Here is a 24424-nt window from a genome sequence, read left to right as displayed (position 1 = left end):
CGAAGAAACTAGTTTGCCAGCGTGGCGACCATCACGGCCTTGATGGTGTGCATCCGGTTCTCAGCCTGGTCGAACACCACGCTGTGGGAGGATTCAAAAACTTCGTCGGTGACTTCCATGCCGCCGTGCAGATCGAACTCCAGCGCCATTTGTTTACCCAGCGTGGTTTGATCGTCGTGAAACGCCGGCAGGCAGTGCAGGAATTTGACCTGCGGATTGCCGGTTAACGCCAGCATGGCGCTGTTGACCTGATAAGGGCGCAGCAGGGCGATACGCTCGGCCCACTTCTCTTTGGCTTCGCCCATCGACACCCAGACGTCGGTATAGATGAAATCCGCGCCTTTAACGCCCGAAGCAACGTCTTCGGTTAACGTGATTTTTCCGCCAGTCTTTTCGGCCATGGCTTTACATTCGGCGACCAGCTTTTCATCCGGCCAGCAGGCTTTAGGCGCCACCAGGCGCAAATCTAGCCCGGTCAGCGCGGCAGCTTCCAGCATGGAATTACCCATGTTGTTGCGCGCGTCCCCGGCGTACACCAGCGTCATCTCATTCAGGTTTTTGCCCGGCAGGTGTTCCTGCATGGTGAGTAAATCCGCCAGCAGCTGGGTCGGGTGATATTCGTTGGTCAGGCCGTTCCACACCGGTACGCCCGCATAGCTGGCAAGGGTTTCGACGATATCCTGGCCGTAGCCGCGGTACTGGATGCCGTCATAAATGCGCCCCAGCACGCGAGCGGTATCTTTAATTGATTCTTTATGCCCGATCTGACTGCCGCTTGGGCCGAGATAAGTAACGCGGGCGCCCTGGTCGTAAGCGGCAACTTCGAAAGAGCAACGAGTACGAGTCGAATCTTTTTCGAAGATGAGCGCAATGTTTTTACCAGTAAGATACTGAATTTCTGTTCCTTTTTTCTTATCGCTTTTCAGCTTGGCGGACAGGGTCAGCAATTCGTTCAGTTGAGCAGGGGTAAAATCGAGCAGCTTAAGAAAGTTTTTCTGATAGAAGTGACTCATTTTTTCCTCGCAGGGCGAAAGCCTTAATTGAATTAAAATTCAATTTATATGTATGAATATTCAATTGCAACCCCGTGTGTTAAAACTTTGCGGTGAAAGGTGGAGGCAAACCCCGGCGTGTGTGAAAATGAGAGTATCTGCCGACACATTTGAGGAAAGGGCCATGGCAAATCCAGAACAGCTGGAAGAACAGCGCGAAGAAACACGTTTAATCATTGAAGAACTGCTGGACGACGGGAGCGACCCGGACGCGCTGTACACCATCGAACACCACCTTTCTGCGGATGATTTCGAAACGCTGGAGAAAGCGGCCGTTGAAGCGTTCAAGCTGGGTTATGAAGTGACTGACCCGGAAGAGCTGGAAGTGGAAGAGGGTGATACCGTCATCTGCTGCGATATCCTGAGCGAATGCGCGCTGAACGCTGAGCTGATCGGTGCCCAGGTTGAGCAACTGCTGAACCTGGCCGAGAAATTCGGTGTGGAATACGACGGCTGGGGCACCTACTTCGAAGACCCGAATGGCGAAGAGGGTGAAGAAGACGGCGACGAATATCAGGACGAAGACGACGACGGCGTTCGTCACTAAAAGTAAGAGGCGCAGCGGCGTTCAGCCGCTGCGCCTGGAATGTGTCATTCTTACCCGATCGGGCAAAATTCTCTTTTTTCCTTTCTTCTTAAATAAATGATTTTCAGGCCGCCTATTCTGCCTTAGCATCGTCATCTTGTATTAAAAATGCGCAAATGAGGCTAAAGTCTCGCCATTTCAATTATCAGTCAGCACAGGATGTGTAATATGACAGCTTCCAGTCTTACTCCCTCCTCGACCCCAGCACAAAAAACGCCCAGAACAGGTTTTGAAAAGTGGCAGGACGGTATTAATAAGGCCCCCGGCGATACGCGGTGGAATGCCTGGGATTGTGACATCCAGCGGGTAGTCGATGGATACAATCGCCATCTCTCATCTACGCCAGGCTACAGGACTTTGGACTGGCATCTGATTAAAGCGATGGTCTGGGTCGAAACGGGAGCCCTGAGCTCTGAATGGCATTTCCGACCGATGCAAATCGGTGTTAAGGGCGATCCTGGGATGACATCTTTCCTGTCCGGTAAGGAAGGCGGTGAGCTCATCCTGCCTGACGCGTGGAAAAAACAGTTAACCGTCGCCACGATCAGAACCACGCCGTTAAATAACCTGCGTGCGGGCATCGGCTATCTGCTGATGCGTATGGCGCAATTCGAGCACCGAACGATACTCACTGTTGACAGCAAAATTTATGACGTCACCGTGAAACCCGGTGACAGCCTGGCAAAAATAGCGAAAGCGCAGGGAAGCACTCTGGAACTGCTGCAAAAGCTTAATCCACAGGTCAAGATTCTCCGTGTAGGTCAGACGCTCAAGTGCCAGAAGGCAAACGCTCGCAGAGTGATTGCCGGATGGCGGAGCATTTCTACCACGACGATCGCTCTTCGCTATAACGGCGGCGGCGATCCTAACTATTCCAGAAAACTCGATTACGCATTATCACTGATTAAAAAAGGGAAGAGCGCTTTATGCAAATGACACTGAAAGCTTGCCTGGTTATCGCCGCTTGTCTGCCGATGCTGGCGCTGGCTGACGATCCTCAGCCAGTTAAGGATGCCACGGCCCTGCGAGAAGCGTGTAGTGAATATGCGGAGGCGGGGATGCGTGATTGTCTGATTAAGCAGTCGAAAGAGAGTGAGCAAGTTTTGGAAAAAGCTAGCAAATCCGCCGCCACCAGAATCGCCGAATGGGATGAAGACCAGCGCTATATCGAGAAAGCTAGCGCAGCGCTCGAGACATCAAATCAACGGTTCATTCATTACCGCAACGGTCAATGCCAGCTTGCGGCTTCGCTCAGCGGAGGTGCGGCAGGCAATGCGCGTGAAATCAGGCGGCTGTCTTGCATGGCTGAACTCAACTATGGTCGCGCTGAGCAGCTAACCCACGCGGTTTCAGGGCTAGCCGTGAAATAGTGCAGCACGCTCTTTGTTGCCGGGCTTACTGACAAAAGTGTGGGCAGTGATTATGCTGTCCTTTACGAAAAGTAAGCGGTGCAGCGGCGTTCAGCCGCTGCACATCAGGATATCCTCATGGACTACCAGCAACTCCTCTCCCCGATTACCCAATTCCTGCAGTGCCCGACGCCCGAGGCGTGGATTCAAAAGGCACGTCGCCCGGAAAACCTGCCGCTGCTGCTAACCGACCACATGGTGTGCGAGCTGAAAGCCGCGCAAACCGCGATGCTGCTGATCCGCAAATACGTTGCCGATAAAGAGAGTTCTCAGGCGCTGCTCGCCTGGCTGCAGCCTTATGAAGCCTTTACCTTCCGCGACGGCGAGGAACCAGATTTTCTCTCGCTCCACAAAGGGCTGAGCAAAAGCATCATGCCGAAGACGGCGAACGGTTGGGGGCAGCAGCTTATCGACAGCATGGTGCTGCTGATCAAAGAAGAGCTGCACCATTTTTGGCAGGTGCGGGAAATTATGATTGCCCGTAACATCCCGTACGCCAAAATCACCGCCAGCCGCTACGCTAAAGGTTTACTGAGTGAAACTCGCACTCATGAACCGCTGATGCTGGTCGATAAGCTTATCTGCGGCGCTTACATTGAAGCGCGATCCTGTGAACGATTTGCCGCGCTGGCACCGCATCTTGATGATGAATTACAGCGTTTTTACCTGTCGCTGCTCCGCTCCGAGGCGCGCCATTATCAGGATTATTTAACCCTGGCGGAGCAGATTGCCGGGGGCGATATCAGTGAACGCGTTCGTTTCTTTGGCAAGGTTGAGGCCGGGCTTATCCAAAGTCCTGACGACGAGTTTCGTTTCCATAGCGGCGTGCCCGCCGCAGAGTAGAAGGATGCACTATGAACTGGACCCACGTCATTATTGCAGGCTATGTCGGGGCTGCGATCGCCGCGGTGGTAGCGGTATTTCGCAAGAAGGGCTGGGTCGGTAAAGCGGGCGCGGTGGCCATTGCGCTGGTTGCTATCATGGCGTGGAACATCTTTGACGTAAAATACCTTATCCCTCGCGATCGGGCCGGGCAGGAACTGGCGGGACTGGATGATGCGATGGCCCAGATGCCGGTTTACCAGGTGCTGAAAGAGCAGGAGCCCGTGCTGTGGATGTCCATTCGCCAGCAGGCGGTAGAGATGCACCAGCAGGGGAAAACCGAGCAGGAAGTGATCGACACCATCCAGCCGCAGATCCTCGCGGTGGAGACGAAGCGCCTGCAAAGCGCGACGGACGACAATGTCGTGGCATTTATGCAGGTGAACATGCAGCAAACAGCGATGGTGCAAAAATCCAGCGACGACGCCTGTTTCCGCTTCCTGTTCCCGGACGTGAAAGGCGGCATCAACTCCACGAAAATTCTGCCTAAAGATGTGACGATGCGCCGCATGCAGGTGGATGCGGCGATGATGCGTTCCGCCTACGGCGCAGACAAACACAGCGTAACTGACGCCGAGCGCGATCAGGCCCGCAAAGACATTCAGCCCATCGTGCAGCAGTTGACTAAGCGCTACGGGAGCGACCTCCAGCTTATGTCGGACCCGCATAAAGCGGTGGGCAAAGAGGGGCTGGTCTGTAACCAGGTTCAGGAGCTGTGGCGCAACGTTCTGCAGCTGCCTCCAGCCCGCGCGGCCGGGATCATTCGCCTGTCGGTTGCGCAGGAATAAACCATAGCGATAGCGATCGAAATCGCTTAAGGCTTGAACAGCTACGCGCTTATCGCTAAGGTAAGCGCGTTTTTTTTACCTTCCTGGAAAGCATCATGACCGCTATCGCCCTTATCGACGACCACCTTATCGTCCGCTCCGGCTTTGCCCAACTTCTTGGGCTGGAGGCGGATTTCCAGGTTGTGGCCGAGTTTGGCTCCGGGCGCGAAGCGCTGGCCGGGCTGCCGGGGCAGGGCGTGCAGGTGTGTATCTGCGATATTTCGATGCCGGACATTTCCGGGCTGGAGCTGTTAAGTCAGCTACCGAAGGGGATGGCGATCATCATGCTGTCGGTACACGACAGTCCGGCGCTGGTGGAGCAGGCGCTGAACGCTGGTGCGCGCGGCTTTTTATCCAAACGCTGCAGCCCCGACGAACTGATTGCCGCCGTGCGCACGGTGGCGACGGGCGGGTGCTACCTGACGCCGGACATTGCCATGAAGCTGGCCGCCGGGCGGCAGGATCCGTTGACGAAGCGCGAGCGGCAGGTGGCTGAAAAGCTGGCGCAGGGCATGGCGGTGAAAGAGATTGCCACCGAGCTGGGACTTTCGCCAAAAACGGTGCATGTGCACCGCGCCAACCTGATGGAAAAGCTCGACGTCAGCAACGATGTGGCGCTGGCGCGACGCCTGTTTGACGGTTGGTAATGCGGCCTTTCTTCTCGCGGCTGATTGCCGTTATCGCCAGTTTCTTTATCTTTTCCGCCGGCTGGTTTTGCCTGTGGAGCATCAGCCTGCATCTGGTGGAGCGGCCTGAGCTGGCGGTGCTGTTATTTCCCTTTGGATTGCGTTTAGGGCTGATGCTGCAGTGCCCGCGCGGCTACTGGCCGGTTCTGCTGGGCGCGGAGTGGCTGATGCTTTTCTGGCTCGCGCAGGAAGTGGCGCTGGCGCATCTGCCGCTGTTAATGCTGGGCGGAGTGCTCACCGTCCTGCCGGTGGCGCTCATTTCCCGCTATCGTCATCAGCGTGACTGGCGGACTCTGCTGCGCCAGGGGGCGGCGCTTATCGCGGCCGCTTTGCTGCAGTCGCTGCCGTGGCTGAACCAAGGCAGTGATGCCCTGAATGCGCTGCTGCTGACCCTGACCGGCGGGTTAACGCTGGCGCCGACCTGCCTGGTACTCTGGCACTATCTGACCAGCACCGTCTGGCAACCTCTTGGCCCGGCGCTGGTTTCCCAGCCGGTCAACTGGCGCGGGCGGCATCTGATTTGGTATTTACTGCTGTTTGCCGTCAGCCTCTGGCTGCAGTTGGGATTACCCGCCGAACTCTCCCGTTTTACGCCGTTCTGCCTGGCGCTACCGATTATCGCCCTGGCCTGGCACTACGGCTGGCAGGGGGCGCTGATTGCCACCCTGATGAACGCCATCGCGCTGATTGCCAGCCAGACCTGGCACGATCATCCGGTGGATCTTCTGCTGTCGCTGCTGGCGCAAAGCCTGACCGGTTTGTTGCTGGGGGCGGGGATCCAGCGCCTGCGTGAACTGAACCAGTCTTTGCAAACCGAGCTGGCGCGAAATCGCCGCCTGGCTGAACGCCTGCTGGAAACCGAAGAAAGCGTGCGGCGGGAAGTCGCGCGCGAACTGCATGACGACATTGGGCAGACCATCACGGCGATCCGAACCCAGGCCGGAATCGTGCAGCGGCTGGCGCCAGAAAGTGAGGGCGTTAAGCGCAGCGGGGCGCATATAGAACAGCTTTCGCTGGGGGTTTATGACTCGGTTCGCCGCCTGCTCGGGCGTTTACGTCCGCGCCAGCTGGATGATTTATCGCTCGAGCAGGCGATACGTTCCCTGATGCGTGAAATGGAGCTGGAAAGTCGCGGCATCGTCGGCCACATCAACTGGCAAATCGATGAGCCTCTGCTTAGCGAAGGGCAGCGCGTGACCCTGTTCCGCGTTTGCCAGGAAGGGCTGAATAACATCGTGAAACACGCCAGCGCCAGCGCGGTAACGCTGCAGGGCTGGCAGCAGGATGAGCGGTTGATGCTGGTGATTGAAGACGACGGCAGCGGTTTGCCGCTTGGGTCCGGGCAGCAGGGCTTTGGGCTTACCGGCATGCGTGAGCGCGTGACGGCGCTGGGCGGGACGTTCGCTATTTCCTGCACTCACGGCACGCGCGTCAGCGTTAGCCTGCCATTACGTTATGCCTGAGGGGCGAGCATGTTCAGTTTTTTAAAAGTCCCGGCAAGCGCCGCGCCGCTTAGCGACAAAAGTGAGATTGATGCCCGCTACCGCTACTGGCGTCGTCATATCCTGATAACTATCTGGCTCGGCTACGCACTGTTTTACTTTACCCGCAAAAGCTTTAACGCCGCCGCGCCAGAAATCCTCGCCACCGGCGTGATGGCGCGCACCGATATCGGCCTGCTGGCGACGCTGTTTTACATCACCTACGGCCTGTCGAAGTTCTTCTCCGGGATTGTCAGTGACTTTTCCAATGCCCGTTACTTTATGGGCATCGGGCTGATAGCTACCGGCATTGTGAATATTCTGTTTGGCTTCTCGACCTCGCTTTGGGCGTTTGCGCTGCTGTGGGCGCTGAACGCCTTTTTCCAGGGCTGGGGATCGCCGGTTTGCGCCCGTCTGCTGACGGCGTGGTATTCCCGCAGCGAACGCGGCGGCTGGTGGGCCGTCTGGAACACGGCGCACAACGTGGGCGGGGCGTTAATCCCGATCATCATGGGTGCTGCGGCGTTGCAGTACGGCTGGCGTGTCGGGATGATGATCGCCGGTGGCCTGGCGATTATCGCCGGGTTATTCCTCTGCTGGCGGCTACGCGACAGGCCGCAAACCGTGGGCTTGCCTGCGGTGGGTGACTGGCAGCATGACGCCCTGGAAATCGCCCAGCAGCAGGAAGGTGCGGGGCTGACGCGCAAAGAAATCCTCTACAAGTATGTGCTGGTTAACCCTTACATCTGGCTGCTCTCGCTGTGCTACGTGCTGGTGTATGTAGTGCGGGCGGCGATCAACGACTGGGGTAATCTTTACATGTCCGAAACGCTCGGGGTCGGGCTGGTTACCGCCAACTCAGCGGTGACCATGTTTGAGCTGGGCGGATTTATCGGCGCACTGGTGGCGGGCTGGGGCTCGGACAAGCTGTTCAACGGCAACCGTGGCCCGATGAACCTGATCTTCGCGGCAGGCATTTTGCTTTCCGTGGGCTCGCTATGGCTGATGCCCTTTGCCAGCTACGTGATGCAGGCGGCCTGTTTCTTTACCACCGGTTTCTTCGTGTTTGGGCCACAGATGCTGATCGGCATGGCGGCGGCAGAATGCTCGCACAAAGAGGCGGCGGGCGCGGCGACGGGATTTGTCGGGCTGTTTGGCTATCTTGGCGCCTCGCTTTCCGGCTGGCCGTTGGCGCGGGTGATCGACATCTGGCACTGGAGCGGCTTCTTTGCCGTGATCGCGATTGCCGCCGGGATATCGGCTTTGCTACTGCTGCCGTTCTTGAACGCCCAGGCCCCGCGCGAGGCTAATGAAGCGTGATACTCCTCACCCTTTTGCGCCATAAAGGGCAAAACTAAGAAATTTTCCCGGTTCGGCCTGGACGCTGTCTCAGGCCAGTTTGCTCGCTGATTTTTACAATGCCTGCCATTAAGCAGGTATTCAAATCAGGAGTCATCCATGCTGGCCTTTCTAAACCAGGTGCGTAAGCCCACCCTGGATCTGCCGCTCGAAGTGCGGCGAAAAATGTGGTTCAAACCGTTCATGCAGTCATATCTGGTGGTGTTTATTGGCTACCTGACGATGTACCTGATCCGCAAAAACTTTAACATCGCCCAGAACGACATGATCTCCACCTACGGGCTGAGCATGACACAGCTGGGGATGATCGGCCTCGGTTTCTCCATTACCTACGGCGTGGGCAAGACCCTGGTTTCTTATTACGCGGACGGCAAAAACACCAAGCAGTTCCTGCCGTTTATGCTGATCCTTTCCGCCATCTGTATGCTCGGCTTCAGCGCCAGCATGGGCGCAGGCTCGGTTAGCCTGTTCCTGATGATTGCCTTCTACGCTCTGAGCGGTTTCTTCCAGAGCACCGGCGGGTCGTGCAGCTACTCGACCATCACCAAGTGGACACCACGCCGCAAGCGCGGCAGCTACCTGGGCATGTGGAATATCTCCCACAACCTCGGCGGCGCTGGCGCGGCCGGTGTGGCCCTGTTTGGCGCCAACTACCTGTTTAACGGCCACGTTATCGGGATGTTTATCTTCCCGTCCGTTATCGCCCTGATTGTCGGTTTTATTGCCCTGCGCTACGGCAGCGATTCCCCTGAGTCCTACGGTCTCGGCACCGCCGAAGAGCTGTTTGGCGAAGAGGTCAGTGAAGAAGACAAAGAAGCCGAAGACAATTCGATGACCAAATGGCAGATCTTTGTTGAGTACGTGCTGAAAAACAAAGTGATCTGGCTGCTGTGCTTCTCCAACATCTTCCTGTACGTGGTGCGCATCGGTATCGACCAGTGGTCCACCGTGTATGCTTTCCAGGAGCTGAAACTCTCCAAAGAAGTGGCGATTCAGGGCTTCACCCTGTTTGAAGTGGGCGCGCTGGTTGGCACGCTGCTGTGGGGCTGGTTGTCTGACCTTGCCAACGGCCGTCGTGCGCTGGTGGCCTGCGTAGCGCTGGCATTGATCATCGCCACGCTGGGCGTGTACCAACATGCCAGCAATCAGTATGTTTACCTGGCTTCGCTGTTTGCCCTTGGCTTCCTGGTCTTTGGCCCGCAGTTGCTGATCGGTGTGGCGGCAGTCGGCTTTGTGCCTAAGAAAGCGATCGGCGCGGCCGACGGCATCAAAGGCACCTTCGCTTACCTGATCGGCGACAGCTTTGCCAAACTGGGCCTGGGGATGATTGCCGACGGGACGCCAATCTTCGGCCTCACCGGCTGGGCAGGCACGTTCGCTGCCCTGGATGCCGCCGCAATCGGCTGTATCGTGCTGATGGCCATTGTCGCCGTGTTTGAAGAGCGCAAAATTCGCCGCGAGAAAAAAATTCAGCAATTGAACATCGCTTAAGCGCATTTTGAACTGAACTGTTCCAGCCCGGCATAACGCCGGGCTTTTTTATGCCCGCGAATAACGCCAGCGCGAGGCATTACTGGGTAAAGTGATTGCGCTATACTGCCCGGCATTCATTGATAGCAAATTGTCGTTAAGCTGCCGGGTATTTAACTTCATGATTTGGATTATGTTAGCCACGCTTTGCGTGGTGTTTATTGTCGGCTTTCGGGTGCTCACGTCGGATTCACGGCGGGCTATTCGCCGACTGAGTGAGCGGCTGGGGATCGACGTGGTGCCGGTTGAATCGATGATCGATCAGATGGGGAAAGCACAGGGCGACGCGTTTTTACAGTATTTGCACCGCCCGGATGAGTCCCATTTGCAAAATGCGGCGCAGGTTTTGCTGATTTGGCAGATGGTGATTGTCGACGGCAGCGATCAAAATCTCCAGCAGTGGTATCGAAGGCTGCAAAGAGCCCGGCTTGCCACGCCGATTACCGATGCTCAGGTTCGCCTGGCGCAGGGATTTTTACGAGAAATGGAGCCGGAGAAGCCGGAGATCACGGCTTTTCAGATGCGCTATAACGGCTACTTCCAGCCTGAGGATGGCGTGCACTGGCTGCACTAGTGCACGCCGTTTCACAGAGAATTACAGCGTTTTGAGCATGGTGACTTCGCAATCCACATGGCCGGTGCAGCCTAATGGAGCAGGAATATGCTCAAAGCCTAAATGTTCGTATAACCCAACGGCTTCTTTCAGAAACGCGGTGGTTTCCAGGTAACAGCGCTTGAAGCCCTGAGCCCGGGCGTGATCCAGCGCCTGCAGCGCCAGTTTCTTGGCTAATCCCTGGCCGCGAACCACCGGCAGGAAATACATTTTCTGCAGTTCACAAATGTCCGGCTCGCTACACGATAACGGCGCCACGCCGCCGCCCCCCACCACTTCGCCGTTGATTTCTACCACCCAGTACGCATGGCCTGGCTGGCTGTAGAGCTGATAAAGCTCGTCAAGATTAGGGTCGGCAACGGTGTAGCCTTTATCGGCGGTCAGGCCGTATTCGGCGGACACCTGGCGAATAACCCGGGCGATAGCCGAATTGTCTTCGGCAGCAATCCGGCGCAGCTGGAGCTTCACATCAACCGGGGCTGTGGTGTTCATCATGTGACTCATAGGCTTAGGGAAGGATAAAAGCAGTTAATAGCACTTCATTACGGAGGGCGCAAGCTGCATAAAAAACGCCCCACACCGAGGTGCGGGGCGAATTATGCCTGGGGCCGATTACAGCGCGGCGATAACGGCCTGCTGCTCAATCAGCTTCGCTTTGGCGTCGACAAAGCCTTCGAGACGCTCACGCTCTTTGGCGACAACGTCAGCTGGCGCGCGGGCGACAAAGCCTTCGTTGGACAGTTTGCCTTCGATCTTGCCGATTTCGATTTCGATCTTCGCTACTTCTTTCGCCAGACGCTCGATCTCAGCGGCTTTATCTACCAGACCGGCCATCGGGATCAGCAGCTCTGCGCCGTCGATAATCTTGGTCACGGAAACCGGACCTTTGTCATCGACTGGCAGGATGGTGATGCTTTCCAGGCGAGCCAGATTTTGCAGGAAGGTGCGGTTTTCGCTCACGCGACGAATCGCTTCTTCGCTGCAGCCGCGCAGCAGTACGTCCAGACGTTTGCTTGGAGCGATGTTCATCTCGGCGCGAATGTTACGCACCGCGGTGATCACGTCCTTCAGCCATTCGGTGTCTGCGAACGCCGCTTCATCAACCTGAGACGCATCGTAGGCCGGGAATGACTGCAGCATGATAGTGTCTGCGGTGATGCCCTTCAGCACTTTCACGCGCTGCCAGATGGTTTCGGTGATGAATGGAATGATCGGGTGCGCCAGGCGCAGCAGACCTTCGAGCACGTTCACCAGCGTATTGCGGGTGCCGCGCAGTTCGGCTTCAGAACCGCCGTTCATGACCGGCTTGGTCAGCTCCAGATACCAGTCACAGAACTGGTTCCAGGTGAACTCGTACAGGATGTTGGCGGCGATGTCGAAGCGGTAGCTGTCCAGCGCTTCACGGTATGCTTTCACGGTGCGGTTGAACTCGGCCAGGATCCAGCGATCGGCCAGAGACAGCACCATTTCGCCGCCGTTGAAGCCGCAATCCTGCTCTTCGGTGTTCATCAGCACGAAGCGGCTGGCGTTCCAAAGTTTGTTACAGAAGTTGCGGTAGCCTTCCAGGCGCTTCATGTCCCAGTTGATGTCGCGGCCAGTAGAGGCCAGCGCCGCCAGGGTGAAGCGCAGGGCGTCGGTGCCGTGCGGCTCGATGCCGTTCGGGAACTGTTTCTCGGTGCGCTTGCGGATTTTCTCCGCGAGCTGCGGCTGCATCATGTTGCCGGTACGTTTCTCCAGAAGATCTTCCAGAGAGATGCCGTCCACCATGTCCAGCGGGTCGATAACGTTGCCTTTGGATTTGGACATCTTCTGGCCTTCGTCATCGCGAATAAGGCCGGTCATGTAGACGGTCTTAAACGGCACCTGCGGTTTGCCGTCTTCATCTTTGATGAAGTGCATGGTCAGCATGATCATGCGGGCAATCCAGAAGAAGATAATGTCGAAGCCGCTGACCATAACGCTGGTCGGGTGGAAGGTGCGCAGCGCTTCGGTGTTTTCCGGCCAGCCCAGGGTGGAGAAGGTCCACAGGCCAGAGGAGAACCAGGTGTCCAGCACGTCTTCGTCCTGGTTCAACGCCACGTCGGCACCCAGGTTGTTTTCGGCGCGAACTTCCGCTTCGTTGCGGCCAACGTACACGTTGCCTTCCGCGTCGTACCAGGCCGGGATACGGTGACCCCACCACAGCTGACGGGATATACACCAGTCCTGAATATCGCGCATCCAGGAGAAGTACATGTTTTCATACTGCTTAGGCACGAACTGGATGTCGCCCTGCTCAACGGCTTCTACCGCCACTTTTGCCAGCGGCGCGGTACGCACATACCACTGGTCGGTCAGCATTGGCTCAATAACCACGCCGCCACGGTCGCCGTAAGGCACGGTCAGGTCGTGGGGTTTGATTTCATCCAGCAGGCCCATTTCGTCGAACTTCGCGACCACGGCTTTACGTGCTGCAAAGCGCTCCAGTTTCTGGAATTCAGCCGGGATGTCGGAGGCGTAAACGGTGGACTCTTCGCCGTTGGTATCGAACACTTCTGCGGCTTCACGGATATCCCCGTCGAAGGTCAGAATGTTGATCATTGGCAACTGATGGCGGCGGCCAACTTCGTAGTCGTTAAAGTCGTGCGCCGGGGTGATTTTCACGCAGCCGGTGCCTTTTTCCATGTCCGCGTGCTCGTCGCCCACGATAGGAATGCGGCGGTTAACCAGCGGCAGTACCACGAATTTACCAATCAGGTCTTTATAACGTGGATCTTCCGGGTTAACGGCCACGCCGGTATCACCGAGAACGGTTTCCGGGCGGGTGGTGGCGACGATCAGGTAATCTTTACCGTCTGCGGTTTTGGCACCGTCGGCCAGCGGGTAACGCAGGTGCCACATGGAGCCTTTGGACTCGCGGTTTTCAACTTCGAGATCGGAAATCGCGGTACGCAGTTTCGGGTCCCAGTTGACCAGGCGCTTGCCGCGGTAAATCAGATCTTCTTTATAGAGACGGACGAACACTTCTTTCACCGCGTTGGACAGGCCTTCGTCCATGGTGAAGCGCTCGCGCTCCCAGTCTACGGAGTTACCGAGACGACGCATCTGACGGGTAATGGTGCCGCCGGATTCTGCCTTCCACTGCCAGATTTTGTCGATGAACGCATCGCGGCCGTAATCGTGGCGGGTTTTGCCTTCTTCGGCGGCGATTTTACGTTCTACAACCATCTGCGTTGCGATACCGGCGTGGTCGGTGCCCGCCTGCCACAGGGTGTTTTTGCCCTGCATGCGCTGGTAACGGATCATGGTATCCATGATGGTTTGCTGGAAGGCGTGACCCATATGCAAACTGCCGGTGACGTTCGGCGGTGGGATCATGATGCAGAAGCTTTCCTGGCTGGTGTCGCCATTCGGTTTGAAGTAGCCCTGCTGTTCCCAGTGCTCGTAAAGCGGCTGTTCGATATCTTGCGGGTTATATGTCTTTTCCATTGTCTGCTATGTCGTTCCCGGCGGGGTATAGGTCGCCGTAGTCAAGTGGAAACCGGCAACGCGGTACGCTTTGTAGCGCTCGCGGGCCAGTTGTTTCTGGGATTCTTCGTAAGGTACGAAGTCTATCACTTCCAGGAAAGCGGTGGCAAAATCTGCGAACTGTGGCAGCAGGCTAATCAGCAAATCCCGGGGCGCGCTGCCGCGGCGCTGAGGCCATGCCAGCTCAACCGGCGCGCCGTAGCGTGGGCCTTCACCAGCCAGATTGTGCGGGACGAATGCCTGAGCATCTCGCTGCCAGAGCGCTTCGTCGAGGCGAATCGCCTGCTGTTCGTTTTCGCAGGCGACCAGCACCCGCTTGCCTGCACGGAATCCATCCGCAGCCAGCTCGCACACCAGCTGTTCCACGGCACTTAGCCCTTCGGCATGAGTGTCGTTATCCAGCAGGTAAAACGTTGCGTTTTTCATGAGACCAGCTTGTTAAGTTGAATGTTGTTGCCCCTCACCCTAACCCTCTCCCCAGAGGGGCGAGGGAACCAAACGGCGTTTTTTATGCCCGTCCAGGGTGAGGGTAAAGCTTTACGCTTACTCTTCGCCGTTAAACCCGGAACGGTTCAACAGGAACTGGGACAGCAGGGCGACAGGGCGGCCAGTTGCGCCTTTTGCCTTGCCGGAGCGCCATGCGGTGCCGGCGATGTCCAGGTGAGCCCAGTTGTACTTGCGGGTAAAGCGAGACAGGAAGCATGCCGCCGTAATCGCGCCACCAGGACGGCCGCCAATGTTTGCCATATCGGCAAAGTTGGACTCCAGCTGTTCCTGATACTCGTCACCCAGCGGCAGACGCCATGCGCGGTCACCGGCTTGCTCAGATGCGCTGATCAGCTCGTGCGCCAGCGGATTGTGATTCGACATCAGGCCGGTGATGTGATGGCCAAGGGCGATTACGCAGGCGCCGGTCAGCGTTGCGACGTCGATAACCACTTCTGGCTCGAAGCGCTCGACGTAGGTCAGCACGTCACACAGCACCAGACGGCCTTCGGCATCGGTATTTAGCACTTCAACGGTCTGGCCGGACATCGTCGTCAGCACATCACCCGGGCGATAAGCGCGCCCGCCTGGCATATTTTCACAGCCGGCAAGGACGCCAATCACGTTCACCGGCAGGTTCAGCTCCGCTACCATGCGCATCACGCCGTAAACGGAAGCCGCGCCGCACATGTCGTACTTCATCTCATCCATGCCTTCGGCAGGTTTGATGGAGATACCGCCGGAGTCAAAGGTTAAGCCTTTGCCAACCAGCACAATCGGACGAGCATCCGGGGAGGCATTGCCTTTATATTCAATCACCGACATCAGTGATTCGTTCTGCGAGCCTTCGCCTACCGCGAGATAGGAGTGCATGCCCAGCTCTTTCATCTGCTGTTCGCCAATCACGCGGGTGACCACGTTTTTGCTGAACGAGTCAGCCAGTTGACGAGCCTGAGAAGCCAGGTAAGCGGCGTTACAGATGTTTGGCGGCATGTTGCCGAGATCTTTCGCGGCTTTGATGCCGGACGCGATAGCCAGGCCGTGCTGAATGGCGCGCTCACCGCTGGTCAACTCACGACGAGTTGGCACGTTGAACACCATTTTACGCAACGGACGGCGTGGTTCGGTTTTGTTGGTTTTCAGCTGATCAAAGCTGTACAGCGTCTCTTTAGCTGTCTCAACCGCCTGGCGTACTTTCCAGTAGGTGTTACGGCCTTTGACGTGCAGCTCGGTCAGGAAGCAAACGGCTTCCATTGAGCCGGTGTCGTTGAGCGTGTTGATGGTTTTCTGAATCACCTGCTTGTACTGGCGCTCATCAAGCTCGCGCTCTTTGCCGCAGCCAATCAACAGAATGCGTTCAGACAGCACGTTCGGTACGTGGTGAAGCAATAAGGTTTGCCCTGGTTTTCCTTCCAGCTCACCACGGCGCAGAAGCGCGCTGATGTAGCCATCGCTGATTTTATCGAGTTGTTCTGCGATCGGGGACAGGCGACGCGGTTCAAAGACTCCCACAACGATGCAGGCACTACGCTGTTTCTCGGGGCTACCGCTTTTTACACTGAACTCCATGCACTACGCTCCTGAATCTTAAAGACAACGGCGGGGGCTACAGGCTAGAATTGCAAGCTTTCGTAACTCATCTCCGCTGTTGCGATGACTTCGTGTTAATCTTAACGAATGGATTTACGTTTTCTATTGTGTCTGAACATCGTCCCGTGATGCGAGTTCGCCGGGCTATCTAATCTTAGCGATGTTTTCGACGATTAAAGAGAATAAATGACGTATAAGCGATGAAACAAGCGATTTTCCTGCAAAAAGACTCGTTTCTACAGGCGTATTTAATGTGATTATCATAAAGTATCTGGTTCGGGAGACGCTTAAGAGCCAGCTGGCGATCCTTTTCATCCTGCTGCTGATTTTCTTTGCTCAGAAGCTGGTTAGGATCCTCGGTGCTGCGGCCGACGGCGAAATCCCGACAAATCTGGTTTTATCTTTGCTGGGTTTAGGTGTGCCTGAAATGGCGCAGCTAATCCTTCCCTTGAGCCTTTTCCTCGGCTTACTGATGACGCTCGGCCGCTTGTACACCGAGAGTGAAATCACGGTAATGCATGCCTGCGGTCTGAGTAAAGCAGTACTGGTCAAAGCCGCGATGGTTCTCGCACTCTTCACCGGAATTGTTGCCACCGTAAACGTGATGTGGCTGAACCCGTGGTCCGCTCGTCACCAGGACGAAGTGCTGGCTGAAGCCAGAGCGAACCCTGGTATGGCTGCCCTTGCGCAAGGGCAGTTCCAGGTGGCGAGCAACGGCAGCGCGGTGCTGTTTATCGAAAGCGTGCAGGGCAAAACATTCAACGATGTTTTCCTTGTTCAGGTGCGTCCGAAGGGCAATACACGTCCTTCCGTGGTGGTCGCGGACTCTGGCCAAATCTTCCAGCGCCCGGACGGCACGCAGATTGTTAAGCTGAATACCGGCACGCGCTTTGAAGGAACCTCAACGCTGCGCGATTTCCGTATTACAGATTTTAAAGATTACCAGGCCGTGGTGGGCCATCAGGCGGTGATGCTTGATCCCTCCGATATCAGTCAAATGAGCATGACCGAATTGTGGAAGAATCCGGAGCCTTCTGCGCGAGCCGAGCTGCACTGGCGCCTGACGCTCATCATGTCGGTGGTGATTATGGCCCTGATGGTAGTCCCGCTGAGCGTGGTGAACCCGCGTCAGGGGCGTGTACTGTCGATGCTTCCAGCCATGCTGCTCTATCTGGTCTTCTTCCTGCTGCAAAGCTCTTTGCGTTCCAGCGGGTCAAAGGAAAAGCTGGATCCGATGATTTGGATGTGGGCGGTCAACCTGGCGTACCTGGCGCTGGCCGTTGCCCTGAACCTGTGGGATACGGTACCGATGCGCAAAGTGCGTGCCCGCTTTAGCTATAAAGGAGCGGCTTAAATGTTTGGCGTACTTGACCGTTACATCGGTAAAACCATCTTAAACACCATCATGATGACGCTGTTTATGCTGGTGTCGCTGTCGGGAATCATTAAGTTCGTTGACCAGTTGAAAAAAACGGGCCAGGGTTCTTATTCCGCAGCGGGTGCGGGGATGTACACCCTGCTTAGCGTGCCAAAAGATGTTCAGATCTTCTTCCCGATGGCCGCGTTATTAGGCGCGCTGCTTGGGCTGGGGATGCTTGCTCAGCGCAGTGAGCTGGTGGTGATGCAGGCGTCCGGCTACACCCGGATGCAAATCGCCTCCTCGGTAATGAAAACCGCGATTCCGCTGGTGCTGCTGACCATGGCAATCGGTGAGTGGGTCGCCCCTCAGGGCGAGCAAATGGCGCGTAACTACCGTGCGCAAATGCTGCTTGGCGGCTCATTGCTGTCCACCACCAACACCATCTGGGCGAAAGACGGCCATGACTTCGTCTACATCGACCACGTCAACAGCGAAACAGAAATTTCCGGCATCATGATTTACCACTTCAACGGTGAGCGCCGCCTGCTTTCGGTTCGCAATGCCGCGGCGGCGAAGTATGACGCTGAGCATAAAGTCTGGCGCCTGTCGCAGGTTGACGAGTCAAATCTCTCCGATCCAAAGCAGATTACCGGGTCGCAAACCGTGAGCGGGGAATGGAAAACCAACCTGACGCCCGACAAGCTTGGCGTGGTTGCGCTTGATCCTGACTCGCTGTCGATCAGTGGGCTTTATGATTATATCAAGTACCTGAAAACCAGCGGCCAGGACTCCCGACGCTACCAGTTGAATATGTGGAGCAAGATTTTCGCCCCGGTCTCGGTGGCGGTAATGATGCTAATGGCGCTGTCGTTCATCTTTGGCCCGCTGCGTAGCGTGCCGATGGGCGTACGAGTGGTGACGGGGATAAGCTTCGGTTTTATTTTCTACGTGTTGGATCAGGTGTTTGGCCCGCTAACGCTGGTGTACAATATTCCGCCGATTCTGGGGGCGCTGCTGCCTAGCGTGACCTTCCTGCTGATCAGCCTCTGGATGCTGACGAAAAGAGCGGGATAAGTTTACCCTCTCCCTAAAAGGGAGAGGGGATCTGACTGATACTCTTCTGCTTTTCTTGCCTTTTAGTGTTTCTTTCCTCCTCTCCCTTTGGGAGAGGGCCGGGGTGAGGGAAATCAGTGAATAAACATCACCGACACACACAAAATCCCGATAATCAGCGTCAACAGATTCGCCAGCGAACGCCACGGCTTAAGCGCGGGCACGAGATATGTCGACAGCGTTGGCATGATGAATAAAATCAGTGCGATAAGCGGCCCGCTGATGGCGTAAATCATCGCCAGCGCATTCGGGTTGATGTAGCACACCACGAAGGTCAGCAGCGAAATCAGGGTAATAGACAGCGCCCGGCAGAAGGCCCTGCTTCGGTTCATACCTGCCGCGCCCAGCGTGGACTTAACAATCGCCGTCGCCCCTTCAATCACCCCGAAATAGGTGCCCAGAAACGATTTGGACATTGCCACTATCGCAACGATAAAGCCTGAAATACCCAGCCAGGCCGGCGTGCCCGGCACCATCGACAGCGCCGACAGGATGGTCAGGCCTTGCGCCTTCGCCGCTGTAATATCCTGAGCCGGAATAGACAAGAAGCAGCTAAACACGAAGAACAGCACGCTGCAGCAAATCACAAAATAGGCGACACGCATGATTTTCTTGCTGTTATTCATCGCACCTTCGCCATGGCTTTCGCGCTGCGCTACGGCAAAAGTAGAAATAATGGGCGTGTGGCTGAAGGCGAATACCATCACCGGAATCGACATCCAGATCTCACCCAGCGCGTGGCGGTCGAGGATTAAGCCCTCGGTCAGTAAGGACGTCTGCCAGTTGCTGGTCAAATAGAGGGATAAAAACAGGAAGTAGGCAATCAGCGGGAAAACCAGGAACCCCATCACTTTGATGGTGACTTGCCGTCCCATCAGGAAGATCAGGTTCAGCGCCGCGACAACGCCGAGGCTAACCAGCACTCTGATTGTGGTCGTAATGGGTCCATGCTTGGCCAGCTGTTCGATGAGCGAGTTGGTAATGGCGACGGCATAAATCAGGATCACCACGAAGAACGCGACGAAGTAGAGCCCGGTGATCAGGTTGCCGATTGTTTTGCCGTAGTAGTGGGTCACGGCGCTGGTGATGCCGCCGCTGCCTGGGGTTTTTGCCGACAGGATAAACTGGCAGAGCGCCCGGTGCGGCCAGTAGGTCAGCGGGTAGGCGATCAATGCCGTAAGAAGCAGAACGATGGCGCCGGCTGAGCCGAGCTGAATAGGGAGAAAAAGGGTTCCTGCGCCAACGGCAGTACCATATAAGGCGAAACTCCACAAAGTTTCTTCTTTTGTCCAGAATTTGCGCATTATTTAATCTTTTCTTCTGACTGATTTCCAAAAACCGGCGTAATCTAGCACAAAACTGACCTGGTGAGTCATGTGGCTGTTATTGCAGAGGTTATTACCCTCACCCCGGCCCTCTCCCTGGAAGGGAGAGGGGGAAAGAAAGAACCACTGGCTCAATTGAACGGGCAGAAAGAGAAAGATCCCCTCTCCCTTGAGGGAGAGGGTGAGGGTGAGGGGGAAATCACAAAATCTACCGCTTACGCCCTCCCATAATACTGCCCAGCACGCCGCGAATAATCTGGTTCGTCACCTGCCGAGCCGCGCTCTTCGCCATCGTCTGCACCACGCCGTCACGCTTACCGCCTCGTGGCCCGGTGCTGCCGAACAGAATATCCTTCAGCCCACCGAGAATACCGTCGTCCACCGCCACGTTCTGGCCTTTGGCCGGCGGCGCATCCTGCTGCTCGCCCGCGGCCTGCACGCCTTTTTGAAGGATCTCGTAGGCCGATTCCCGGTCAATCACTTCGTCATATTTGCCGTACAGCGGGGATTGATTCAGCAGGCCGTTACGCTCGTCGTCCGTCACCGGACCCATGCGCGAACAAGGGGCGATCACCATCGCGCGCTCGACCACAGTCGGGCTGCCTTTGGCGTCGAGGAAGGAGATTAGCGCCTCGCCGGTGCCCAGTTCCTGAATAGCCTTTTCGGTATCGAAAGCCGGATTCGCCCGCATGGTTTGCGCCGCCGCTTTTACCGCCTTCTGATCTTTGGGCGTAAAGGCACGCAGGGCGTGCTGGACGCGGTTACCCAACTGGCCAAGCACAATGTCGGGCACATCGGCAGGGTTTTGCGTCACGAAGTACACGCCCACGCCTTTGGAACGGATCAGGCGGATCACCTGCTCGATTTTATCCAACAGAACCTGCGGGGCATCGTTAAACAGCAGGTGCGCTTCGTCAAAGAAGAACACCAGTTTCGGTTTATCGAGATCACCCGCTTCCGGTAACTGCTCATAAAGCTCGGACAGCATCCACAGCAGGCTGGCGGCGTACAGCTTCGGCATCTGGTAGAGCTTTTCCGCCGACAGAATATTGATGATCCCTTTGCCGTTTGCGTCGGTACGCATCCAGTCTCTTATATCCAGCATCGGCTCGCCGAAGAAATACTCCGCGCCCTGCTGCTCAAGAGAAAGCAGCCCGCGCTGAATGGCCCCGACGGAAGCGCTGCTGATATTGCCGTACTGCGTCTGGAAGGCTTTGGCGTTATCACCGATGTACTGAGTCAGGGCGCGCAGGTCTTTAAAGTCCAGCAGCGGCAGGCCCTGGTCGTCCGAAATGCGGAAAATGATCTGCAGCACGCCGCTTTGCACATCATTCAGGTTCAGCAGCCGTGCCAGCAGCAAAGGCCCGAGATCGCAGACGGTGGCGCGAACAGGATGCCCTTTCTCGCCGAAGATATCCCACAGCACCACCGGATTGCCGTGCGGCGACCAGTCCGTCACGCCGATATTGGCAAGCCTGGCGAGGAGCTTCTCAGACTCGGCACCTTCTTCGGCCACGCCGGTTAAATCTCCCTTCACGTCGGCCATAAACACCGGCACGCCAATCTCTGAGAAGGACTCAGCCAGCTTCTGCAGCGTCACGGTTTTGCCCGTCCCGGTTGCGCCGGTGATCAACCCGTGGCGGTTCGCCATGTTGGGCAGAATATGCAGTTCAGTCTCTTTGGTTCTGGCAATCAGCAGTGGTTCAGTCATGAGCGTTTCCCTGTGGCAACATTTGTCTAAAGCATAGCCTTCCGCACGAATTGAGCATCAGGATCTTCCCATGTTTACCCCCTCGGCCCGGCAAAGGTCTATGCTTGGCAGATCTCTTACACAACCAGGGAAAGCTATGTCCAGATTCTTTTATAACGATCGCAAGCAGTTGGTTAACGATGCCATCGAAGGCGTCATTGTCAGTTCCCGCTACCGCAACCTTGTGCGGCTGGATATCGACCCGGCCATCCGCGTTGTGGCCCGCAGCGACTGGGACAAAAGCAAAGTGGCGATCATTTCCGGCGGCGGCTCCGGCCACGAACCGGCGCACGTGGGCTTCGTCGGTAAAGGAATGCTGACTGCGGCGGTGTGCGGCGACCTGTTTGCCTCCCCGAGCGTGGATGCGGTGCTGAACGCCATTGTCGGCGTGACCGGGGATCGCGGTTGCCTGCTGATCGTCAAAAACTACACCGGCGACAGGCTGAACTTCGGCTTGGCCGCTGAAAAAGCCAAAAAGCATGGCCTGAAGGTCGAGATGGTGATCGTCGGCGACGACATCTCACTGCCGGACAACAAACAGCCGCGCGGCATTGCCGGCACGGCGCTGGTGCACAAAATTGCGGGCTATGCCGCAGAGCAGGGCAAATCTCTCGGCGATGTGCGGGACATCGCGCAAAAAGCCTGCGACAGCATTGCCAGCATGGGCGTGGCGATGCAAACCTGCAACCTGCCGGGCAGCGAGGAAGAAGAAGGGCGCATTAAAGGCGGCCACGTCGAGCTTGGGTTGGGCATTCACGGCGAGCCGGGTGCAAGCACCGTGGATACCCAAAACAGCAAAGAGGTGATTGCCACGCTGGTGAAGCACCTGCGCAAAGCGACGGGTAAAGAGAGCGACCTGGCGGTGCTGATCAACAACCTCGGCGGCGTTTCCTCGCTGGAAATGGCGCTGCTGACCAAAGAGCTGATGCATTCGGATCTCGGTCCGCAGATCAAATATCTTATCGGCCCCGCGCCGCTGGTCAGCGCCCTGGACATGAAAGGCTTCTCGCTCTCCACCATTAAGCTGACCCCGGACTTTATTCAGGCGCTGGAATCCGAGGTGGAAACCGCAGGCTGGCAGCCAATGGTGAAATACCGCAAGATGCCGGAGCAGAAGCAGGCGGCTATCCGTGAAGACCATGCGGTAAAACCTTCTGCTAACGATGAGGTGAAAGCCCTGGTAGCAAGCGTGACCCAAACGCTGATCGCCCAGGAGAACCACCTCAACGCGCTGGACGCCAAAGTGGGCGACGGCGATACCGGCTCAACCTTTGCCGAAGGTGCGCGCGATATCGCCAACCTGAACGACAAAGGCAAGCTGCCGTTGAACGACGCCGCCGCGCTGCTGGGGCTGGTAGGCGAGCGGCTGGCAACGGTAATGGGCGGCTCCAGCGGCGTGCTGATGTCGATCTTCTTCACCGCCGCCGGGCAAAAAGTCAGTGAGAAGCAGCCGCTGGCGGAGTCTCTGCTGTTTGGCCTGGCGCAGATGAAGCGCTACGGCGGGGCGGATCTGGGCGACAGAACGTTAATCGACGCCCTGCAGCCTGCGCTGGAAGCGCTGAGGGATAAAGACCTGAACGCCGCCGCGAAGGCAGCAGAGAAGGGCGCAGCCGATACGGCGAAGATGCAAAAAGCCAACGCCGGGCGCTCGTCCTATGTGAACAGCGACAACCTCGATGGGGTGAAAGATCCTGGGGCGGTCGCCGTGGCTGAGGTGTTTGCCGGGCTGGTGAAGTAATTAAAAAGGCTCCCGGTTGGGAGCCTTTCTTACATCAGAAATCCGCTTTCAACACCACGCGGTAACGGGCTTTGCCGTCGCGCACATGCTGGATGGCTTCGTTGATTTTCGACATCGGGTACAGCTCGATCTGCGGCTGAACCTTCGCCCGGCTAACCAGCTTCATCAACGAACGAAGCTCGTGCGGAGAGCCGGTTGCCGACCCGGAAAGGCTGCGGTCGCCGCCGATCAGCGTACCGGAGCGGATCTGGAACGGTTTCATCACCGCGCCCACGGTGTGGAACGTGCCGCTGTAGGCCAGCGCTTCGAAGTAGGGCTGCCACTCGAGGTCAACGCTGACGGTATTGATGATCAGATCAAACTGACCTGCCAGCTCGGTTAACGCGGCCGGATCGCGGCTGTTCACCACTTTATCCGCACCCATCGCCAGCACTTCTTCTTTTTTGGACGGATTAGAACTGAACGCCGTCACCTCGCAGCCCATGGCGTGCAGCAGCTTGATGGCGATATGTCCGAGGCCACCGATGCCGATCACGCCCACGCGGCTGGTGGCGGTGATGTGGTGCATCAGCAGCGGTTTAAACACTGTAATGCCGCCGCACAGCAGCGGCCCGGCGGACTCTATATCAATCGAGTCCGGCAGCGGGATTACCCATTGCCAGTCTGCTCGAATTTTATCGGCGAAGCCGCCACGGTTCACGATGGTCGGCACGCTGCCTGCCTGGCAGTTTATCTGGCTGCCGCTGATACACGCATCGCAGTGACCGCAGCTTCTCGCCGTCCAACCGATGCCCACGCGTTGGCCGACTTTGAGCCCTTTGTTTTGTGCCGCCGATCCCAGCGCGTGCACGCGGCCAATCACCTCATGTCCGGCGACCAGCGGATACTGCGAGAAGCCCCATTCGTTGTCGATCATCGACAAATCCGAATGGCAGATGCCGCAGTACTCGACTTTAACCTCGACATCTTCCGGCAGCAGATCGCCCGCGTCGAAATCCTGAAGTGCCAGCTCCGCACCGGCCTTTGGCGCGGCATAACTTTTAATAACAGACATCGCTCTTCCTCCATATTGGCTCTGCAACCAGTGTAGAACATTGGACGGAGGAGCGACCTGGTGGAATGTGCCTGCC

General features: G+C 56.9%; 21 protein-coding genes. 13 read left to right on the top strand and 8 right to left on the bottom strand.

Annotated elements, in window-relative coordinates; translation table 11 throughout:
• Positions 1-8: 8 nt before the first annotated feature.
• Positions 9-1013 (bottom strand): ornithine carbamoyltransferase, encoded by a 1005-nt coding sequence (gene argF, locus ACR6JA_RS14690; protein ID WP_213715476.1) that lies wholly within the window; start codon positions 1011-1013, stop codon positions 9-11.
• Positions 1014-1176: 163 nt separating this feature from the next.
• Between argF and rraB the strand changes: the two genes are divergently transcribed.
• The 10 genes from rraB to ACR6JA_RS14640 all read left to right on the top strand — a co-directional run bounded on the left by rraB (position 1177) and on the right by ACR6JA_RS14640 (position 10386).
• Positions 1177-1599, top strand: a complete 423-nt coding sequence (gene rraB, locus ACR6JA_RS14685) for a ribonuclease E inhibitor RraB (RefSeq protein WP_008460771.1) — start codon at positions 1177-1179, stop codon at positions 1597-1599.
• A 207-nt stretch (positions 1600-1806) separates the two neighbouring features.
• Positions 1807-2574: a LysM peptidoglycan-binding domain-containing protein gene (locus ACR6JA_RS14680; protein ID WP_494493775.1), complete on the top strand. Its 768-nt coding sequence runs from the start codon at positions 1807-1809 to the stop codon at positions 2572-2574.
• On the top strand, positions 2565-3008 hold the full coding sequence (locus ACR6JA_RS14675; RefSeq protein WP_213715477.1) for a lysozyme inhibitor LprI family protein: 444 nt from the start codon (positions 2565-2567) through the stop codon (positions 3006-3008). The genes ACR6JA_RS14680 and ACR6JA_RS14675 overlap by 10 nt, the downstream gene beginning before the upstream one ends.
• A gap of 117 nt (positions 3009-3125) precedes the next feature.
• Complete coding sequence (gene miaE, locus ACR6JA_RS14670) at positions 3126-3890, top strand: tRNA isopentenyl-2-thiomethyl-A-37 hydroxylase MiaE (protein ID WP_494493774.1); 765 nt, start codon at positions 3126-3128, stop codon at positions 3888-3890.
• A gap of 11 nt (positions 3891-3901) precedes the next feature.
• A complete protein-coding gene (locus tag ACR6JA_RS14665; protein ID WP_494493772.1) occupies positions 3902-4717 on the top strand; it encodes a topoisomerase II in 816 nt (271 codons plus the stop codon).
• Between the two features lie 95 nt (positions 4718-4812).
• Positions 4813-5403 carry a response regulator transcription factor UhpA gene (gene uhpA, locus ACR6JA_RS14660; RefSeq protein WP_039287977.1) on the top strand — a complete coding sequence of 197 codons (591 nt, stop codon included), beginning with the start codon at positions 4813-4815 and terminating at the stop codon, positions 5401-5403.
• Positions 5403-6905 carry a signal transduction histidine-protein kinase/phosphatase UhpB gene (uhpB, locus tag ACR6JA_RS14655; RefSeq protein WP_494493771.1) on the top strand — a complete coding sequence of 501 codons (1503 nt, stop codon included), beginning with the start codon at positions 5403-5405 and terminating at the stop codon, positions 6903-6905. The genes uhpA and uhpB overlap by 1 nt, the downstream gene beginning before the upstream one ends.
• Before the next feature lie 9 nt (positions 6906-6914).
• Positions 6915-8243 (top strand): MFS transporter, encoded by a 1329-nt coding sequence (locus ACR6JA_RS14650; RefSeq protein ID WP_213715481.1) that lies wholly within the window; start codon positions 6915-6917, stop codon positions 8241-8243.
• Between the two features lie 138 nt (positions 8244-8381).
• Positions 8382-9773, top strand: a complete 1392-nt coding sequence (gene uhpT / locus ACR6JA_RS14645; RefSeq protein ID WP_039298084.1) for a hexose-6-phosphate:phosphate antiporter UhpT — start codon at positions 8382-8384, stop codon at positions 9771-9773.
• 160 nt (positions 9774-9933) lie between these two features.
• Entirely contained in the window at positions 9934-10386 is a 453-nt protein-coding gene (locus ACR6JA_RS14640; protein WP_494493770.1) for a DUF1198 domain-containing protein, read from the top strand.
• Positions 10387-10407: 21 nt separating this feature from the next.
• Here ACR6JA_RS14640 and ACR6JA_RS14635 read toward each other — a convergent pair whose 3' ends face one another.
• The 4 genes from ACR6JA_RS14635 to pepA form a co-directional block, all read right to left on the bottom strand.
• Positions 10408-10929 (bottom strand): GNAT family N-acetyltransferase, encoded by a 522-nt coding sequence (locus tag ACR6JA_RS14635; protein ID WP_434082324.1) that lies wholly within the window; start codon positions 10927-10929, stop codon positions 10408-10410.
• 108 nt (positions 10930-11037) lie between these two features.
• Positions 11038-13893, bottom strand: a complete 2856-nt coding sequence (locus tag ACR6JA_RS14630) for a valine--tRNA ligase (RefSeq protein ID WP_213715482.1) — start codon at positions 13891-13893, stop codon at positions 11038-11040.
• A gap of 6 nt (positions 13894-13899) precedes the next feature.
• Positions 13900-14358, bottom strand: coding sequence for a DNA polymerase III subunit chi (locus ACR6JA_RS14625; protein WP_039287963.1), 459 nt, complete (start codon positions 14356-14358; stop codon positions 13900-13902).
• A gap of 117 nt (positions 14359-14475) precedes the next feature.
• On the bottom strand, positions 14476-15987 hold the full coding sequence (pepA, locus tag ACR6JA_RS14620) for a leucyl aminopeptidase (protein WP_008460793.1): 1512 nt from the start codon (positions 15985-15987) through the stop codon (positions 14476-14478).
• Positions 15988-16261: 274 nt separating this feature from the next.
• Here pepA and lptF point away from each other — a divergent pair, with 274 nt between their 5' ends.
• Positions 16262-17362, top strand: a complete 1101-nt coding sequence (gene lptF / locus ACR6JA_RS14615) for an LPS export ABC transporter permease LptF (protein WP_213715484.1) — start codon at positions 16262-16264, stop codon at positions 17360-17362.
• A complete protein-coding gene (lptG, locus tag ACR6JA_RS14610) occupies positions 17363-18442 on the top strand; it encodes an LPS export ABC transporter permease LptG (RefSeq protein WP_213715485.1) in 1080 nt (359 codons plus the stop codon). It begins immediately after the preceding gene.
• A gap of 113 nt (positions 18443-18555) precedes the next feature.
• On the opposite strand, the gene ACR6JA_RS14605 is transcribed toward lptG, so the two are convergent.
• Together ACR6JA_RS14605 and ACR6JA_RS14600 are read right to left on the bottom strand one after the other, a co-directional pair.
• On the bottom strand, positions 18556-19785 hold the full coding sequence (locus ACR6JA_RS14605) for an amino acid permease (RefSeq protein WP_213715486.1): 1230 nt from the start codon (positions 19783-19785) through the stop codon (positions 18556-18558).
• A 229-nt stretch (positions 19786-20014) separates the two neighbouring features.
• Positions 20015-21517, bottom strand: coding sequence for a helicase HerA-like C-terminal domain-containing protein (locus tag ACR6JA_RS14600; protein WP_494493769.1), 1503 nt, complete (start codon positions 21515-21517; stop codon positions 20015-20017).
• A gap of 136 nt (positions 21518-21653) precedes the next feature.
• Here ACR6JA_RS14600 and ACR6JA_RS14595 point away from each other — a divergent pair, with 136 nt between their 5' ends.
• Positions 21654-23294 (top strand): dihydroxyacetone kinase subunit DhaK, encoded by a 1641-nt coding sequence (locus ACR6JA_RS14595; RefSeq protein WP_494493768.1) that lies wholly within the window; start codon positions 21654-21656, stop codon positions 23292-23294.
• Positions 23295-23328: 34 nt separating this feature from the next.
• Here the strand turns inward: ACR6JA_RS14595 and ahr are convergent, their stop codons facing one another.
• A complete protein-coding gene (gene ahr, locus ACR6JA_RS14590) occupies positions 23329-24348 on the bottom strand; it encodes an NADPH-dependent aldehyde reductase Ahr (RefSeq protein WP_494493767.1) in 1020 nt (339 codons plus the stop codon).
• Positions 24349-24424 lie beyond the last annotated feature (76 nt).

The sequence above is a fragment of the Cedecea sp. B1(4) genome (assembly GCF_059414925.1).
This window is presented reverse-complemented; position numbering and strand designations above follow the sequence as displayed.